Genomic DNA, 16090 nt, shown 5'->3' with positions numbered 1-16090 from the left:
CTGGCCTCGTCGTTGCGGGGCGGTCAGATACGGAAGCGACTGACCATCGCCTGCAGCTGGCTGCCCAGGCGCGCCAGTTCCACACTCGACGCGGCGGTGTCATCGCTGGCCGCGGCGGTCTGCTCCGATACATCCCGCACGTTTATTACGCTCCGGCTGATCTCTTCGGCAACCGCGCTTTGCTCTTCGGCTGCCGTAGCGATCTGCTGGTTCATGGCCTGGATGTTGGACACCGTGTGGGTGATGCGCGCCAATGAAGCGCCTGCCCGGCGCGTCAGCGCCACGCTGCTTTCGGTGAGGTTGCGGCTGTTCTGCATGATGGCCGATACCTGCTGAGTGCCGTTCTGCAGCGCAGTGACCAGTTGCTCGATTTCCTCGGTGGATTTCTGCGTGCGCTGGGCCAAGCCGCGCACTTCATCGGCGACGACGGCGAAGCCACGCCCGGCTTCACCTGCGCGTGCGGCCTCGATGGCCGCGTTCAGCGCCAGCAGGTTGGTCTGCTCGGCCACGGCACGGATCACGTTCATGACGCTGCCGATCTTGTCGCTGTCACTCTGCAGGGCTGTCATCGCTTCGGAGGAGCGGATCACTTCACCAGCCATGCGCTCGATTTGCTCGATCACTTCGGCGACGACGCGATCACCTGCATGCGCTTCTTCATCCGCTTCGGTGGCGGCCTGAGCGGCTTGTTCGGCGTTGCGTGCCACTTCCTGCACGGTGGCCGACATTTCATGCATCGCCGTCGCGACCTGATCGGTTTCTTCCTTCTGACTGTTGACCCCTGCGCTGGTCTGCATGGTCACCGCCGAGAGCTCTTCTGCGGCGCTGCTGATCTGACTGACGCCGTCACGAATGCCTCCGATCAGTTCTCGCAGTGTCGTGCCCATCTGCTGTATGCCATGCTGCAGAACACCTAGCTCGTCGCGGCGGGTGATCTGGGTTGTCGCCGTCAGGTCGCCCGCGGCGATGCGTTCCACGTCCCGCAGAGTGGTTCGCAGCGGCAGGATGATCTGGCGGGTGATCAGCCAGGCCGCAAGGATGCCGAGCAGCAGCGCCAGGGCCGTGCTGACGAACATGCCGCTGCGCGCTTCGACGCTCTCGATATCGAGGCGATCCAGCTGGAACTGGTACAGCGCATCGCTGATGCGGACGATTTCCTTCTGCTGGTCGGTCATTTCCTGGCGGGCCTTGGCGATGGCGAGGGTCGCCGCCTCCAGGGATTCGATGGCGGTGCGGTATTCGCCAAGCACGTCGCGAACCTGGTCGACGACATCATCGCTGTTCTGCTCGATCATGCCGCGATGCTGTTCCAGCGCTGCCAAGGCGCTATCGAGCTGGCTGTAGACGGCGACAGCGCTCTGCGCATTGGGCGCTGCCAGGTAGATGCGCAACAGGTATTGCGCCTGCTTGATCTCCTCGCGGACCTGGGTGATGGCGACGAGTTGCTCGAAGCGTTGTTCGTCCTGCTCCGTGTGCTGCAAGACCCGAGCATTGATGGCGCTCGTGAGCGTATCCAAACGAGCGGCTGCGGCATCGATGACGCGTTGTGACTCGTTGGTACGCGCATACCCCTGGCGCATGTCGTTCAGCGAGTGCTGGTATTGCTCGTTGTAGCCGGCCTGCTCCTTGAGCATCCTCACGTTGACCGGGTTCTTGAAGGTGTTGAGCAGCTTGGTCTGCTGAGCGAGGTAGATCTGCAGATTCTTGTCCAGGCGCTCGGTGGACTCGACGTCGCCGTTGGCCAGCATGAACTGCAGGCGCGCGATGCGCAGGTTCGTCAGGGTGTTGTTCAGCAGCGAGATTTCGGTCATCCAGCCGCTGCGCTGAATCACACCGCCCAGGCTGGCCCAGCCACTCCAGGCCAGAATCAAGGTAAGTGCCAGTACGGCGCCGAAGCCCAGCGCGAGCTTACGGCTGACACCGATGTTTCCAAACCATCTGTTCATTCAGTTACCAATAGCAATGGGGTCAAAAAACGTTGCCCGCTAGATGCGGCAACGCGCTGCTCCGCTGTCGGCGGGCGACGCGCAGACTTGAGGGTTAGCCATAAAGATGACGCCATAAATAAGGCGTAAGGGTGAGGGGGCTGCGACGCGGGCAGCGGGTGTCAGGTCACACCCGTCCGCGGAGGATGAAGCACGACGACCGGGCGGCCGGCGTGATCGCAGTGGCTCATGCTGCGTTACGAGGAGCTACGTTGCGCTCTGGGTTCGTATCGGTCGTATCGAAAGTATCCGCTCGTTGGCTGATTCCGGGACGAGGGCCGCTGCTCGGGCGCGCTTAGCCGGTATCCCTCATTCACCGCCGCGGTGGCGACACCCGGATTCGAGATCCTTGAGGATCGGACAATCCGGGCGGTCGTCTCCCTGGCAGCTATCGACCAGATTCTTCAGGGTGTCACGCAGGCCCATCAGCTCGGCGATCTTGCGGTCCAGGGCTTCGATATGTGCGCCGGCCAGGGCCTTCACGTCGGCGCTGGCGCGCTGGCGGTCCTGCCAGAGCGTCAGTAGCCGGCTCACTTCCTCCAGCGAAAAGCCCATGTCCCGCGAACGTTTGATAAAGGCCAGGCGGTGCAGGTCGTCCTCGCCGTAGTGGCGATAGCCGTTGGCGCTGCGCCCGGCAGGCGAGATCAGGTCAATGGATTCGTAGTAGCGGATCATCTTGGCCGAAAGACCGGATTTCTTTGCCGCCTGTCCGATGTTCATGAGCGATCCTCCGGTTTCCAGCGCTTGAGCAGCAGGGCGTTACTGACCACGCTGACGCTGGACATCGCCATGGCCGCGCCGGCCACCACCGGGCTGAGAAAGCCCAGCGCGGCCAGCGGAATGCCCACCAGGTTGTAGATGAAGGCCCAGAACAGGTTCTGCTGGATCTTGCGGTAGGTGCGTCGGCTGATCTCAAGCGCCGCCGGCACCAGGCGCGGGTCGCCGCGCATCAGGGTGATTCCCGCCGCGTGCATGGCCACGTCTGTGCCGCCGCCCATGGCGATGCCGACGTCGGCGGCGGCCAGCGCCGGGGCGTCATTGATGCCGTCGCCTACCATGGCGACCACGGCGCCGCCCTGTTTCAGCTCGGCGACGACCGCTGCCTTGTCCGCCGGCAGCACCTCGGCGTGCACGCTGTCGATGTGCAGGGCGTCGGCGACCACACGGGCGCTGCCGCGGTTGTCGCCGGTGATCAGGTGGCTGCGGATGTGCCGCGCGTTGAGGCCGGCGATGGCTTCGGCGGCGCCATCCTTGAGGCTGTCGCCAAAGGCGAACAGGCCGAGCACGCGTGCTTGCGGCGTCGTTTCAATCAGCCAGGAGAGGGTGCGGCCTTCGCCTTCCCAGGCGCCGGCCTTATCGGCCAGGTCTCCGGCGGTCAGGCCTTGCTCGTCGAGCAGTCGTCGATTGCCCAGGGCCAGCGAGCGGCCATCGAGGTCGCCGGCAATGCCGCGCCCGGTCAACGACTGGCTGCGCGCCACATCGGGCACCGTCAGGCCGTTTTCTTCGCAGCGCTCCAGCACCGCTCGAGCCAGCGGATGCTCGCTGCCGCGCTGCAGCGCGCCGGCCGCACGCAGCAGCGCTGCTTCGTCGCCATCGACCGCGTGCAAGTGGACGACGCGTGGCTTGCCGGAGGTCAGGGTGCCGGTCTTGTCGAAGGCCACCGCGGTGACCGCATGTGCCACTTCCAGCGCCTCGGCGTCCTTGATCAGGATGCCGTGACGCGCCGCGACGCCGGTGCCGGCCATGATCGCCGCCGGCGTGGCCAGGCCGAGGGCGCAGGGGCAGGCGATGACCAGCACGGCGACCGCGTTGATCAGCGCGACTTCAACCGGCGCACCGGCCCACCACCAGCCGGCCAGGGTCAACAGGGCGATCACCAGCACCGCCGGGACGAAGACCTGGCTGACCTTGTCCACCAGTTTCTGGATCGGGGCCTTGGCCGCCTGGGCGTCTTCGACCAGACGGATGATGCGCGCCAATACGGTTTCGCCGCCCAGCGCGGTGGTGCGCACCAGTAGTCGGCCTTCGCCGTTGATCGCGCCGCCGGTAATGCGATCGCCGGGCGCCTTGGCCACCGGCAGGCTTTCACCGCTGATCAGCGCTTCGTCGGCCTGGCTTTCGCCCTCGACGACTTCGCCGTCCACCGGAAAACGCTCGCCGGGCTTGACCAGCACCAGGTCGTCCAGCCGCAGCGCGGCGATGGCGACCTCCTCTTCATGGTCGTCGACCACACGCACCGCGCGATCGGGCCGGAGTGCTTCGAGCGCGCGGATCGCAGCGCTGGTCTGGCGCTTGGCGCGGCTCTCCAGATATTTGCCCAGCAACACCAGCGCGATAACCACCGCAGAAGCTTCGAAGTACAGGTGCGGCATGGCACCGGCCGGCGCGGCCCACCACTGGTAGAGGCTCAGGCCATAGCCGGCGCTGGTGCCGATCGCCACCAGCAGATCCATGTTGCCGGCGCCGGCACGCACGGCTTTCCAGCCCGCTACGTAAAAACGCGCGCCGAGAACGAACTGCACCGGCGTGGCGAGCAGGAACTGCGCCCACGGCGGCAACATCCAGTGCAGGCCCAGCAGGTCGCCGAACATCGGGATCACCAGTGGCGCGGCCAGCAGCAGCGCGGCAATCAAGGCCAGGCGTTCACGGCGCAGACGGCGCTCGCTGTTGTCGGTCGCCGGCTGCTGACCGCCGATGATCTGCGCCTGGTAGCCAGCGGCCTCGACCGCCTGGATCAGCAGCGACGGATCGACGGCGCCGAGCACTTCGATGCGGGCGCGCTCGTTGGCCAGGTTCACCGCGGCGCTGCGCACGCCGGGCACTTTGAGCAGGGCGCGCTCGACGCGGCCGACGCAGCTGGCGCAGGTCATACCCTCGATGGCCAGCTCCAGGCTCTGTACCGGCACGCCGTAACCGGCTTTCTCCACCGCAGCCACCAGTCCGGTCAGGTCGGCGTCATGAGCCTCGACCCGCACCTGTTCGGCGGCGAGGTTCACCGCGGCGGTGTCGACGCCCGGCACCTTCAGCAAGGCGCGCTCGACCCGGCCGGCGCAGCTGGCGCAGGTCATCCCGGTAATCGGCAGGGTGTAGGTGGCAGTGGACATGCGGGTTCTCCAGATCAGCCTTTGGCAAGCATGGTCAACCTTTACCTTATGGCAAGGTCAAGTCCAGCTGCGGATTGCCGCAGGCGACCGCTTGACCTTGCTGCGTGGCAAGCTCAAGGATGGCGCCTACCCAAGCTCAGAGGAGAAACCGCATGCAAACGTTTCAGGTGAAAGGCATGACCTGCGCCCATTGTGAGCGCGCCGTAACCCAGGCGATCCAGGCGCGTGATGGAGATGCCAAGGTTGAAGTGGATCTGGGAGCAGGCGTGGTGCGGGTCGATGGCCGCCTCGATGAGGCGACGATCCGCGAGGCGATCGAAGAGGAAGGGTACGAGGTGCAATAAGCGCCAGGCGACAGCCTTTGCCGTCGCCTGCCCGGCTTATTGAAAGGCGGCGCTGTCCCAGTTCTTGACCAGGCCGCGGAATAGCGGATCGATCAGGGCGGCGCTGTCCTGTTCCGGGTCGAACAGGGTCGAATCACGCGTCCAGTCGCTGAACAGACCAACGATCAGCGCGTGCAGGGTGCGCGCCGCCAGCCTCGGCGTAACGCCCGGGTAGAGGCTGTCCGCCGCGCTTTGCAGCATCTTTTCGCACAACTCGATGAACAGGTTGATGAATGCGTGATGGCGCTCTTCGGCTTCGCGCAGTTCTTCGGTGAATTCGCAGCGATGCAGAAGGATGGTCATCACGCGGCGCTTCTGCTCGTCCCGGCCGAGTGCGCTGATACCGTCAAGGCAGAGCTCACGCAGCGCCCTCAGCGGTTGTTGCTGGGTGCAGCTGCACAGCCGCTCGGCCATCTGTTCCGGCGGCAGGCGCACCTGGTTGAGCATTTCGTGGAACAGGTGAGCCTTGTTCTGGAAATGCCAGTACACCGCGCCACGCGTCACGCCAGCGTCACGGGCGATCTGGTCGAGGCTGGTGTGCGCCACGCCCTTGTCGAGAAACAGTCGCTCGGCGGAGGCGAGCAGGGCGATTCGGGTCTTTTCGGCGTCTTCTTTGGTTCTTCGCATGGTCGGCTACGGCAGCTCTAGGCTGATCAAATGGCCCCGTAAGGGCGGGCAGCGCGGAGTTCATCCTTCAACTTCTGCAACTTTGCTTGTTTACAATCGTCTGTGTATGTAACAGCATCTCAGCTTCTCTGTAAACGATCGAGCGCCGCCGTGGTTAGCCAGCGGGCGGCCTTCGTGTTTTTTGCGCTTCACGAGTTCAGTCCATGCCGCTTCCTGTTTTATTGATTCTGGGCGCGCTCAGCGCCTTCGGCCCGCTTGCTATCGACTTTTATCTGCCTGCCTTCCCGACGATGGCGCGTGCTTTTGCCACGGATGTCGAACATGTGCAACTGTCACTGGCCGCCTATTTCGTCGGCCTTGCGCTCGGTCAACTGATCTACGGGCCGGTGGCGGATCGCTACGGCCGCCGCAAGCCGTTGCTGGTGGGCGTCACGCTGTTCACCCTGGCGTCGCTGGCCTGTGCCTTCGCTCCTTCGCTGGAATGGCTGATCGCGGCACGCTTCGTTCAGGCGCTGGGTGGTTGTGCGGGGATGGTGGTGACTCGGGCCCTGGTACGTGACAGCTGCGATCCGGTACAGGGCGCCAAGGTGTTTTCCCAGCTGATGCTGGTAATGGGCGTAGCGCCAATTCTCGCGCCTCTTGCCGGTGGGCTGTTGCTCAACAGTTTCGGCTGGCAGGCGATCTTCGTGTCGCTGACGCTGTTCAGCGCGCTCTGTGGCATTGCGGTTGCGCTGCGCTTGCCGGAAACGCTAGCGCCCGACGCGCCTCGCCCACCGTTGCGCGGCACCTTCGGACGCTATGTCGCGCTGCTTCGTGATACCGAGTTCGTCGCTTTCGCCCTGGCCGGCGGCGTGGCCATGGCCGGAATGTTCGGCTACATCGCCGGCTCGCCGTTCGTCTTCATCGAGCTCTACGGTGTGCCCGCCGACCAGTATGGCTGGTTGTTCGGCAGCAACGCCGCGGGCTTTATCATCGTTTCGCAGATCAACGCGCGATTGCTGCGCCTGCGCGGTCCGGGGTTCTGGCTGCGGCGATTCGTCTGGTTCTATTTCGCCTGCGCCGCGATCTTGCTGATGCTTGCACTGAGCAAGCCGGCCATGCTCTGGCCGTTGCTGATTCCGCTGTTCGCCGGGCTCGCCAGCCTTGGCAGCATTCTGCCCAACGCCACCGCCTGCGCCATGGCCAAGCAGGGCAGTCAGGCGGGGCTGGCTTCGGCGTTGATGGGCAGCCTGCAATTCTGCGTCGCGGCGTTCGCTTCGGCGTCGGTAGGGTGGCTGCACAACGGCACGGCTGTGCCCATGGCGTTGGTCATCGCCAGTTGTGCACTGCTGGCGGCGTGCCTGGCCTGGTACACCGGCCAGTTCGATATCGCGCAACGGCGCAAGGCCGCCTCGTCCTGAGGCGGCCTCGGGCGTGCTCAGAACCCTTCGAGAACGATCTTGCCCTTGGCTTTGCCGCTTTCGATGAAGGCATGGGCGCGGCGCAGGTTCACGGCGTTGATGGTTCCGTAGTGCTCGCCAAGCGTCGTCTTCAGCACGCCGCTGTCGATCAGCTCGGCGACTCGGTTGAGCAGCCTGTGCTGCTCGATCATGTCCGGCGTCTGGTACATCGAGCGGGTATACATGAACTCCCAGTGCAGCGACAGGCTTTTGCGCTTGAGCAGGCTGATGTCCAGGCTCGCCGGGTCGTCGATCAGCGCCAGGCGGCCCTGTGGCTGCAGTGCTTCGACGATCTGTGGCAGATGCGCGTCGGTGTGGGTCAGGCTCGCAACGTGGGTCACGTCAGCGATGCCCAGGCGTTGCAGCTCGGCGGCCAGCGGCTGGCTGTGATCGATTACCTCATGAGCGCCCAGTTCGCGGACCCAGGCCTGGGTATCGCTGCGCGAAGCGGTGCCTATGACCTTGAGCCCGGTCAGTTGCCGCGCCAGTTGCGTCAGAATCGAACCGACCCCACCCGCTGCGCCGACGATGAGCAGGCGCTGATCGCGGTCTTCCCGCCCCTCGCTGATCTGCAAGCGTTCGAAGAGTAATTCCCAGGCGGTGATCGAGGTCAGCGGCAAGGCTGCCGCATCAGCAAAACCAAGGGAGGCTGGCTTGCGCCCGACGATGCGCTCATCCACCACGTGCAGTTCGCTGTTGGCACCCGGGCGATCCAGTGCGCCGGCATAGAACACCTCATCGCCGGGCTTGAACACGCTGACTTCACTGCCGACCGAGCGCACCACACCGGCCACGTCCCAGCCGAGCACCTGATACTGGCCATCTTCCGGTTGCATGCGCAGACGAATCTTGGTGTCGACCGGGTTCACCGAGATGGCGCGGACCTCAACCAGCAGGTCGCGCGGGCCGGGTGTGGGGTCGGGCAGTTCGATGTCGAGCAGCGAGCGCGGATCGTCGATGGTCAGGGACCGTTGGTAGCCGATGGCTTTCATGAGGTTCTCCATGCTTGGTCAGTGGGTTGGGCCATGTTCGGCTTTCGTGCCATGAAGAAAAACAGCATATTGCGCAGAGGCTCTTTCAACGGATTATTGAAAATGCTACGCACCGATGACCTGCAGATGTTCGTTCTGACCGCCGAGCTGGGCAGCTTGTCTGCTGCGGCCCGGCGACTGGAGTTGTCGCCCGCCGTGGCAAGCGCTGCGCTAAAGCGGTTGGAGGCGGCACTGGGTTGCCGGCTACTGGTGCGTTCGACTCGTAGCCTGCGGCTGACGGGCGAGGGTGAGCAATATCTGCCGCACGCGCGCTCGGCCCTGCAGAGCCTGCTCGATGGCCAGCAATTGCTCGCTGGTGGCAAGGCGACGATCAGTGGCCCGCTACAGCTGTCGGCGCCCTCTGACTTCGGCCGCAACGTGTTGCTGCCGTGGCTGGACGCGTTCCAGCAGCAACATCCGTTGTTGAGCCTGCGATTGTTGTTGGCCGACCGCAACGCCGATCTGTTCCGGCTGCCGGTGGACATCGCCTTGCGCTACGGCCAGCCGGAAGATTCCAGCCTGGTGGCGCTGCCAGTGGCGCCGGGCAATCGGCGGGTGCTCTGCGCGTCGCCTGAATACCTGGCCGTGTATGGTGCGCCGCGCAGCCTTGCCGAACTCGCCGGGCACAACTGCCTGCGCTTCATGCTGGCCGGGCGAGTGCATGAGCGTTGGTGTTTTCACGAGGGGCGTCGCGAACTGGCGCAACTGGTGAGCGGTGATCGCGTCAGCGACGATGCCGACGTGGTGCGCCGCTGGGCGTTGGCCGGGCGAGGAGTGGTGTACAAATCCTGGCTGGATGTCGCCCAGGATGTGCAGGCGGGGCGCCTGGTGGTGCTGTTGCCGGCGCTCACCGGCGAGGCGGCGCCGCTGAATCTGATCTGCGCGCACCGCGCTCAGCTGGGTGAAACGCTGCGCCTGCTGCGCGAGCACCTGGTCGAGCGCTGTCGGGAGCTGCTCGACCAGGCGCCGTTTGCCGGCTGAGAGGACGGGCCGCGCCGGGCGACCCGCCAGCCGTCATTTGGCCAGGCGCGCGTCGAGGCTGTTCTGCGCCAGGCGTCGCGCCTGATCCTCTGTCATGCCCAGGCTCTCATGCAGGGCCATGAAGTTCTCCGTCACGTAGCCGCCGAAGTAGGCCGGATCATCCGAGTTCACCGTGACCTTCACGCCCTGTTCCAGCATTTGCAGGATATTGTGCTGGCTCATGTCATCGAACACGCAGAGTTTGGTGTTCGACAGCGGGCACACGGTGAGCGGAATCTGCTCGTCGATCAGGCGCTGGATCAGCTTGGGATCTTCGGCGGCGCGCACACCGTGGTCGATGCGGCTGACCTTGAGCAGGTCCAGCGCTTCCCAGATGTATTCGGGCGGACCTTCCTCTCCGGCATGGGCAACGGCGAGGAAGCCCTCGGCACGGGCCTTGGCGAAGACGCGTTCGAACTTGCTCGGCGGATGACCCATTTCCGAGCTGTCCAGACCGACCGCGAAGAAGGCGTCGCGGAACGGCATCGCCTGCTCCAGCGTCTTGAAAGCGGCTTCTTCAGGCAGGTGCCGCAGGAAGCTCAGGATCAGTCCGCTGCTGATGCCGAGCAGCTCGCGACCGTCAGCCAGCGCACCGCTGATGCCGCGCATGGCCACCTCGAACGGAATGCCGCGATCGGTATGGGTCTGCGGATCGTAGAAGGGTTCGGTATGTACCACGTTCTGCTCTTCGCACTTCTGCAGGTAAGCCCAGGTCAGATCGTAGAAATCCTGCTCGGTGCGCAGCACGTCGGCGCCGGCATAGTAGAGGTCGAGAAACTCCTGCAGGTTGCCGAAATTGTAGGCGCTGCGCAGCGCATCGACGTCGTTCCAGGGCAGGGCGATCTTGTTGCGTTCGGCCAGGCGAAACAGCAGCTCGGGCTCCAGAGAACCTTCGAGGTGCAGGTGCAGTTCGGCTTTGGGCAGTGCGTTGAGCCAGTCGTACATAGGAGTGATCCCGTCCGGAGAAAGCGTCATTCTAACCAGCTGACCGCATTGACCCCAGGGTCAATTTTGCGGCGGGTATGATGGGCGGCTGCCGGGCCGTAGCACGGGCAGATGAACAGGATGTGACCAGTCGATGGAAGGCACCGTGCCGCCTGCGGCGCAGCCGTCTTTGCAGAGCCTATCAACAGAGTTTTCCACAGGAAATGGGCATAATCCCGTAGCGCAGGGTGGCTTTTTGCCGTTATTCCGAAGCATCGCGGGTAGACGGGAAAAATCGCCATTAAAACAAGCGGTTGCGGCGTAAACGAAACGAAAGGACGCGAGTTGGCTAAATAATGGCCAATCTCGGCGAAGCCTTGGAGCGTCTGGCTTGCCGCGGCTCATCCAGAGGTTATCCACAATTGCGCGCACAGTAATGGTGGGCAACCGACGTATAAAAAAGGCCATGCACGACTCGTGTCGACATGGCCCTTGGTGCGTCGCGTAGACGTACCGGTGTGGCTCAGTTCTGAGGGGCGGTGCCCGGAGCTGGCTCACGTGGTTCGACCGGCTCGCCTACGTCCGGCTCGTCATCTTCCGGCATGGTCACATCGACGTCCGGTACGGTGACTGTCTTCTCCTTGGTACCGACGTCGACATCAGGCGCGTCGACATCGTACTTGGGCATCTTGCCGCCATCGACTTCAACGTCAGGCATCTTGCCTTCTTCGGTCTTTTCCACATCGCACCCGGCAAGGCCCAGGGACGCTACCAGCAGCGCTCCGGGGATGAGCCATTTGTAATTGCTCTTCATAGATTGTCTCCTCTATCGCAACGGAATGCGCCGAGACGCCTTCCAGGGATTCGGCGGGACATGCGCAGTTCAGACGGCTGACCCAACGGCAAACGCCGTTGTAATAGGGACTTCGAGAGGGCGGTGCAGTTCAGCTCGGCGACATTCAGGCCCCGTCGGGTCGCAATTCGATTCGCCCGCGACTGATTCCAGCAAGGGTGTGCTGTAGCGCCGCATGCTGTTCGGCAGGCACGGCCAGAACCAGCGCCACGCCTTGCGCGTCGAATGTTTCCGCCTCGATGAATGCGTCATGCTCGCCCAGCCGTGCCTTGATCAGCGCCAGCTCGGCGAAGCGGCAATGGCAGCGGCAACGCATCCGGGCGATCAGCTCCAGCCGCTCTCCGCCCTGCAGACATTTGGCTGTAGTGCCGCCATAGGCGCGCGCCAGCCCACCTGTCCCCAGCTGGATGCCGCCGAACCAGCGAGTCACCACCACGACTACCTGATCGCAGTCTTGGCCCTCGATCGCCGTGAGCATGGGGCGACCGGCCGTGCCGCCGGGTTCGCCGTCGTCGCTGAAGCGGTACTGCTGACCGACCTTCCAAGCCCAGCAGTTATGCGTGGCGGTGCTGTCGCTGACCGCCTGGATGAATGCCTGGGCCTCGTCCGGTGTGGTGATCGGGGCGGCCTTGGCGATGAAGCGGCTCTTGCGGATCACTTCCTGGTAGTCGCAGGGCGTGGCGAGGGTAAAAGGCATGGGCGCGACAGCAGCAAAAGCGTGATTGTAACGGGTCGCCCGCCCCTGTGTGCCATTCGTGCCGTCCAGCCAGCGGGGTGAACTTCCACTGACGACGCGACACACAACTAGGTGCGCTCTGACCGCTGGTTCAGATCAGGCGCGAGTGTTTTCGCGGTCCGGGTGTGTGCGTCAGGCCCTGTTCGTTCCGGCAAGTGGTCGGCCTGCTAGTGAAAAAAGTCGACCGCGGATGTTCGGCGTTACGCATACCCGTTAGCGAAAAGATCGGATACCTAGGGCGTTCAAAACCTGCGGTATCCACCAACTCCGGGAGGATCATTCATGCTCAACTCTACCTACCAATCCTGCATCCAGGCCTGCACCGATTGCGCCGTCGCCTGCGAAACCTGCGCCGCGTCCTGCTTGCGCGAGGACGACGTGAAGATGATGGCGCGCTGCATCCAACTGGACCGCGATTGCGCTGATCTCTGTGCCCTGGCTGCGGTGCTGATGACTCGCGACAGCGGCCTCGCCAAGGAAATGTGCCGAATCTGCGCACAAGCCTGCCGTGAGTGCGGCGAGGAGTGCGGCAAACACCAGATGGATCACTGCCAGGCCTGCGCCGAGGCGTGCCGCAGGTGCGCCGAAGCGTGCGAGAAGATGGCGGCCTGATCGCACGATCGCGGCGACCCAAGGGCCGGCCACTTATTGGTGCCGGCCCTTTGTGGTTCAGGCCAGCCAATCCAGCGTGAGGATCAGTCTCCGTTCGCAGGGCTCAACCTGCGGCGAACGGTGGATGATTCCGGCCCCTTCGTTACCCTGCCATTTCTCGCCCTTGAACAACGCGACCTCGCCCGCGTGCAGGCGGCCGATTTCTGTTACATCGGTTGGTTCAGCGGCCGGTTCGCCCAGGCGCTGGCGGGGCATGGCATCTTCGCGGAGCCACTCGCTTCCGGCGCCCGCGTAAGTGGTGATCAGCCGCAGTGGCACGTGGTCCACGTGAAAACGCGGGCACATCGCCTTGTCCAGCACGCGCAGCCGCAGCCCGACGCGGCGTGCCTCTATCAAGCAGGCAAATGCGCTCACCAGCCAAGTGACGTCGGCGACAAACCCGGCGTGCCCGGCGATGTCCTGATAGGCCTCCGCCAGGGGCGGCGTCCGCAGGTCGTCGGCATCGGGTTCGAGTGTCAGCGATTCGGCCAGCGGCTCGCCGAGTGCCAACAGCGCGCACGCAAAGTCAGTGACAGGCTGCGGCAATGAACGCTGCCACACCGCGAGGTTGACGCCGTCGTGCAGCGCGTCCCCCAGCACTGCAGGCGCGTCGCCGAATAGTTGCTGTGGGTACGGCTGGGTGAGTGGGCGTGTCAGCATCACGCTACTTCCTGCTGCCAGGGGCCGAACGGGTCGGGCATGCGCAACCAGTGCTCCGGGCCGAGGTTCCATTCGAGGTCGCTGAGCAGGCACGCATCGAGCTCCGTGCGCAGCCGATCGAAGTCGATGCGCTGGCCGATAAAGACCAGTTCCTGGCGGCAGTCCCCGCAGTCGTCGTCCCACTTCAGGCGGATGGCGGCACGCGAGTAATCATCGGCGGGCCACTGCGCGTCCGGCGTGAAACGCCACCAGCGTCCGGCATATTCGTAGCGCATCAGCCCGCCGGCCTGAGACCAGGCACCGGCCTCCTGCGGGCGGCTGGCCAGCCAGAAGTAGCCCTTGGAGCGCAGCAGACGGCCATTGGTCCATTCGCGATTGAGAAAGTCATGGAACCGTTGCGGGTGGAAGGGGCGGCGGGCCAGATACGCCGTGGACGCGATGCCATATTCCTCGGTTTCGGGCACATGCTCGCCGCGCATTTCCTTGAGCCAGCCCGGCGCCTGGGCGGCACGCTCGAAGTCGAAACGGCCGGTGTCGAGAATCTTCGCCAGCGGCACGCGACCCATGCTCATCGGCAGAATTTCGGCTTGGGTATTCAAGCGACCCAGGATGGCGGTGAGCTCTTCGCGTTCCGCGCTGGAAATCAGGTCGATCTTGCTGATGAGGATGACGTCGGCGAATTCGATCTGCTCGATCAGCAGGTCGGTGATCGAGCGCTCGTCCTCTTCACCGAGGGTTTCGCCGCGGCTCGCCAGGCTCTCTGCGGCGTGAAAATCCTGCAGAAAATTCACGCCGTCGACCACCGTCACCATGGTGTCCAGCCGCGCCAGATCCGCCAGGCTCTGGCCCTGGTCGTCGCGAAAGGTGAAAGTTTCGGCGACCGGCAAGGGTTCGGAGATGCCGGTGGACTCGATCAACAGATAGTCGAAGCGGCCTTCGCGGGCCAACTTGCCGACCTCCTCGAGCAGGTCTTCGCGCAAGGTGCAGCAGATGCAGCCATTGCTCATTTCAACCAGCTTTTCTTCGGCGCGGTTGAGGCTGACGTCGCGCTGGACCTCGCTGCCGTCGATATTTATTTCGCTCATATCATTGACGATGACCGCCACCCGGCGGCCTTCGCGATTTTTCAGGATGTGGTTGAGCAGGGTGCTCTTGCCGGCACCGAGAAAGCCGGAAAGCACGGTTACAGGGAGGCGGTTCATGGTGGTTTCTCAGGCGGTTCGTTGGTGTTTTTCGCGCTGTTCTTGACGCTCTTTGGCTTCGATGCACAGCGTGGTGGTGGGGCGTAGCAGCAGTCGTTTCAGCCCGATGGGCTCGCCGGTCTCGGCGCACCAGCCGTATTCGCCGCGGGCGAGGCTGTCGAGAGAATCGTCAATTTTGTCGAGCAGCTTCTTCTCCCGTTCCAGCAACCGCAGCTGCCAGTGACGCTGCTCTTCGGCCGTGCCGATGTCGGATGGGTCGCTGCTGGGCTCCTGCTCACGCAGCGCCTGGAATTCCTCGGCGATACGCGCCTGCAGTTCGGCGCGCTGGCCTAGCAGTAAGGTGCGGAAAAAAGCTTGCTGGGCCTCGTTCATGTAGGCGTCAGCGGGCTGGGCAAGGAGTTCGGCTTCGGTCATGGGCAGCACGTGTGGGTTTTAATCATAGGGTTATAACATAACAAAAATTATCTAATAGTGTCAGTGCTGATTCTGGCAACGGCGACGGTTGGGCTACCTCGAAATCCGAGCGAGCCGTCGTGAGGGCAACGCTTCAGGGCCGGACGTTTGCGCCCATCGCATTCGAAGCAAAAAGGATTTTGTCGGGCCAGAACCCACCTATGATTGTTTGTCACCCCTCAGCGAGGGCTGTAACGGCTTATGCGGAGGCCGCCGGAGATACGCCATGAACTTGACGACACTGCTGCTTTTTTTGCCTGCATGCTTCGCGCTGAACATGGCGCCCGGGCCGAACAATCTGCTTTCGATGGCTAATGCGAAGAGCTACGGCGTACGTGTGGCCTGCTACGCGGGTATCGGTCGGCTCATTGCATTCGCCGGCATGATCAGCCTCGCGGCGACAGGGCTTGCATCGATTCTTTATGCGTCCGAAAAGTTGTTCTTTGCGATCAAGCTGGTCGGCGGCCTTTATCTGCTCTGGCTGGCGTATCAGCTATGGCACGCCGACCCTTCGGATGGCGACAGTGGCCCGGTGGCGCGCAAGAGTCTCTTGGGGCTTGCAAAGCAGGAGTTCCTGCTGGCGGCCGGCAACCCCAAGGCCATATTGATCTTCACGGCGTTCCTGCCTCAGTTCGTCGATCCTTCGGGTGACATGGGCTTTCAGTTCCTCGTGCTCGGCGTTTGCTTTCTGATCCTCGAGTGGGTGGCCATCGCCGGCTATGCGTATTTCGGTAGCGCGCTGAGACATTGGTTTTCCCGCCCTTCGATGCGGCGGGTGTTCAACCGGACGTGTGCGGGGCTGCTCGCCAGTGCAGGGGTTGGACTGCTGTTCGCGCGCAAGGACTGATTTCGCGTGCGATGAGGATGACTTGTCGGCAGAACGAGCGGCAGTGGCGTGCTGGGTGATCGGGTTGGACCGGCACGCCGCCCCTCATAGAGGTCACGCCGCCTGCCGCTGCCGCTGCCGCTGCCGCTGCCGCTGCCGATAGGCCTCGCCGATCTGCACCCCCGGTTTGTGGAAT

The 16090-nt window shown here is 63.9% G+C and carries 16 protein-coding genes; 5 read left to right on the top strand and 11 right to left on the bottom strand.

Translation table 11 applies throughout. From position 1 onward, the window contains the following. Window positions 1–23: 23 nt before the first annotated feature. The 3 genes from KCX70_RS18165 to KCX70_RS18155 all read right to left on the bottom strand — a co-directional run bounded on the left by KCX70_RS18165 (window position 24) and on the right by KCX70_RS18155 (window position 5089). Complete coding sequence (locus tag KCX70_RS18165; protein WP_212618356.1) at window positions 24–1946, bottom strand: methyl-accepting chemotaxis protein; 1923 nt, start codon at window positions 1944–1946, stop codon at window positions 24–26. A gap of 348 nt (window positions 1947–2294) precedes the next feature. After that, complete coding sequence (gene cueR / locus KCX70_RS18160; RefSeq protein ID WP_102853722.1) at window positions 2295–2705, bottom strand: Cu(I)-responsive transcriptional regulator; 411 nt, start codon at window positions 2703–2705, stop codon at window positions 2295–2297. Then, window positions 2702–5089, bottom strand: a complete 2388-nt coding sequence (locus tag KCX70_RS18155) for a heavy metal translocating P-type ATPase (protein ID WP_212618355.1) — start codon at window positions 5087–5089, stop codon at window positions 2702–2704. The genes cueR and KCX70_RS18155 overlap by 4 nt, the downstream gene beginning before the upstream one ends. 152 nt (window positions 5090–5241) lie before the next feature. On the opposite strand from KCX70_RS18155, the gene KCX70_RS18150 reads away from it, so the two are divergent. Then, complete coding sequence (locus KCX70_RS18150) at window positions 5242–5433, top strand: heavy-metal-associated domain-containing protein (protein WP_021206387.1); 192 nt, start codon at window positions 5242–5244, stop codon at window positions 5431–5433. 36 nt (window positions 5434–5469) lie between these two features. Here the strand turns inward: KCX70_RS18150 and KCX70_RS18145 are convergent, their stop codons facing one another. Continuing rightward, window positions 5470–6099, bottom strand: a complete 630-nt coding sequence (locus KCX70_RS18145; protein WP_102853720.1) for a TetR family transcriptional regulator — start codon at window positions 6097–6099, stop codon at window positions 5470–5472. A gap of 203 nt (window positions 6100–6302) precedes the next feature. On the opposite strand from KCX70_RS18145, the gene KCX70_RS18140 reads away from it, so the two are divergent. Continuing rightward, window positions 6303–7499 carry a multidrug effflux MFS transporter gene (locus tag KCX70_RS18140; RefSeq protein ID WP_212618354.1) on the top strand — a complete coding sequence of 399 codons (1197 nt, stop codon included), beginning with the start codon at window positions 6303–6305 and terminating at the stop codon, window positions 7497–7499. Window positions 7500–7516: 17 nt separating this feature from the next. On the opposite strand, the gene KCX70_RS18135 is transcribed toward KCX70_RS18140, so the two are convergent. Further along, window positions 7517–8530 carry a zinc-binding alcohol dehydrogenase family protein gene (locus KCX70_RS18135; RefSeq protein WP_212618353.1) on the bottom strand — a complete coding sequence of 338 codons (1014 nt, stop codon included), beginning with the start codon at window positions 8528–8530 and terminating at the stop codon, window positions 7517–7519. A gap of 102 nt (window positions 8531–8632) precedes the next feature. Between KCX70_RS18135 and KCX70_RS18130 the strand changes: the two genes are divergently transcribed. Next, entirely contained in the window at window positions 8633–9550 is a 918-nt protein-coding gene (locus tag KCX70_RS18130; protein ID WP_212618352.1) for a LysR family transcriptional regulator, read from the top strand. Window positions 9551–9583: 33 nt separating this feature from the next. On the opposite strand, the gene KCX70_RS18125 is transcribed toward KCX70_RS18130, so the two are convergent. The 3 genes from KCX70_RS18125 to KCX70_RS18115 form a co-directional block, all read right to left on the bottom strand. After that, on the bottom strand, window positions 9584–10534 hold the full coding sequence (locus tag KCX70_RS18125; protein ID WP_212618351.1) for an adenosine deaminase: 951 nt from the start codon (window positions 10532–10534) through the stop codon (window positions 9584–9586). Between the two features lie 502 nt (window positions 10535–11036). After that, the gene (locus tag KCX70_RS18120) at window positions 11037–11327 is read right to left on the bottom strand and encodes a hypothetical protein (protein WP_102853715.1); all 291 of its coding nucleotides are present in this window, start codon (window positions 11325–11327) and stop codon (window positions 11037–11039) included. A gap of 145 nt (window positions 11328–11472) precedes the next feature. After that, on the bottom strand, window positions 11473–12063 hold the full coding sequence (locus tag KCX70_RS18115) for an IMPACT family protein (RefSeq protein WP_212618350.1): 591 nt from the start codon (window positions 12061–12063) through the stop codon (window positions 11473–11475). Window positions 12064–12384: 321 nt separating this feature from the next. Here KCX70_RS18115 and KCX70_RS18110 point away from each other — a divergent pair, with 321 nt between their 5' ends. Further along, a complete protein-coding gene (locus tag KCX70_RS18110; RefSeq protein WP_102853713.1) occupies window positions 12385–12714 on the top strand; it encodes a four-helix bundle copper-binding protein in 330 nt (109 codons plus the stop codon). A 57-nt stretch (window positions 12715–12771) separates the two neighbouring features. Here the strand turns inward: KCX70_RS18110 and KCX70_RS18105 are convergent, their stop codons facing one another. Genes KCX70_RS18105 through dksA form a run of 3 tightly spaced genes read right to left on the bottom strand, consistent with a single transcriptional unit; the run spans window position 12772 to window position 15029 of the window. Beyond that, window positions 12772–13413, bottom strand: coding sequence for a DUF1826 domain-containing protein (locus tag KCX70_RS18105; protein WP_212618349.1), 642 nt, complete (start codon window positions 13411–13413; stop codon window positions 12772–12774). Continuing rightward, window positions 13413–14615 (bottom strand): zinc metallochaperone GTPase ZigA, encoded by a 1203-nt coding sequence (zigA, locus tag KCX70_RS18100; RefSeq protein WP_212618348.1) that lies wholly within the window; start codon window positions 14613–14615, stop codon window positions 13413–13415. The genes KCX70_RS18105 and zigA overlap by 1 nt, the downstream gene beginning before the upstream one ends. A 9-nt stretch (window positions 14616–14624) precedes the next feature. Then, window positions 14625–15029 carry an RNA polymerase-binding protein DksA gene (gene dksA, locus KCX70_RS18095; protein ID WP_212618347.1) on the bottom strand — a complete coding sequence of 135 codons (405 nt, stop codon included), beginning with the start codon at window positions 15027–15029 and terminating at the stop codon, window positions 14625–14627. Window positions 15030–15294: 265 nt separating this feature from the next. Here dksA and KCX70_RS18090 point away from each other — a divergent pair, with 265 nt between their 5' ends. Next, window positions 15295–15915: a LysE family translocator gene (locus KCX70_RS18090; protein ID WP_212620383.1), complete on the top strand. Its 621-nt coding sequence runs from the start codon at window positions 15295–15297 to the stop codon at window positions 15913–15915. Window positions 15916–16090: the final 175 nt, after the last annotated feature.

Origin of the sequence: Stutzerimonas stutzeri (genome assembly GCF_018138085.1) — a bacterium.
Classification (GTDB): domain Bacteria; phylum Pseudomonadota; class Gammaproteobacteria; order Pseudomonadales; family Pseudomonadaceae; genus Stutzerimonas; species Stutzerimonas stutzeri_AI.
The sequence above is the reverse complement of the archived record's forward strand: the minus strand, read 5'-3'. Positions and strand labels throughout refer to the sequence as shown.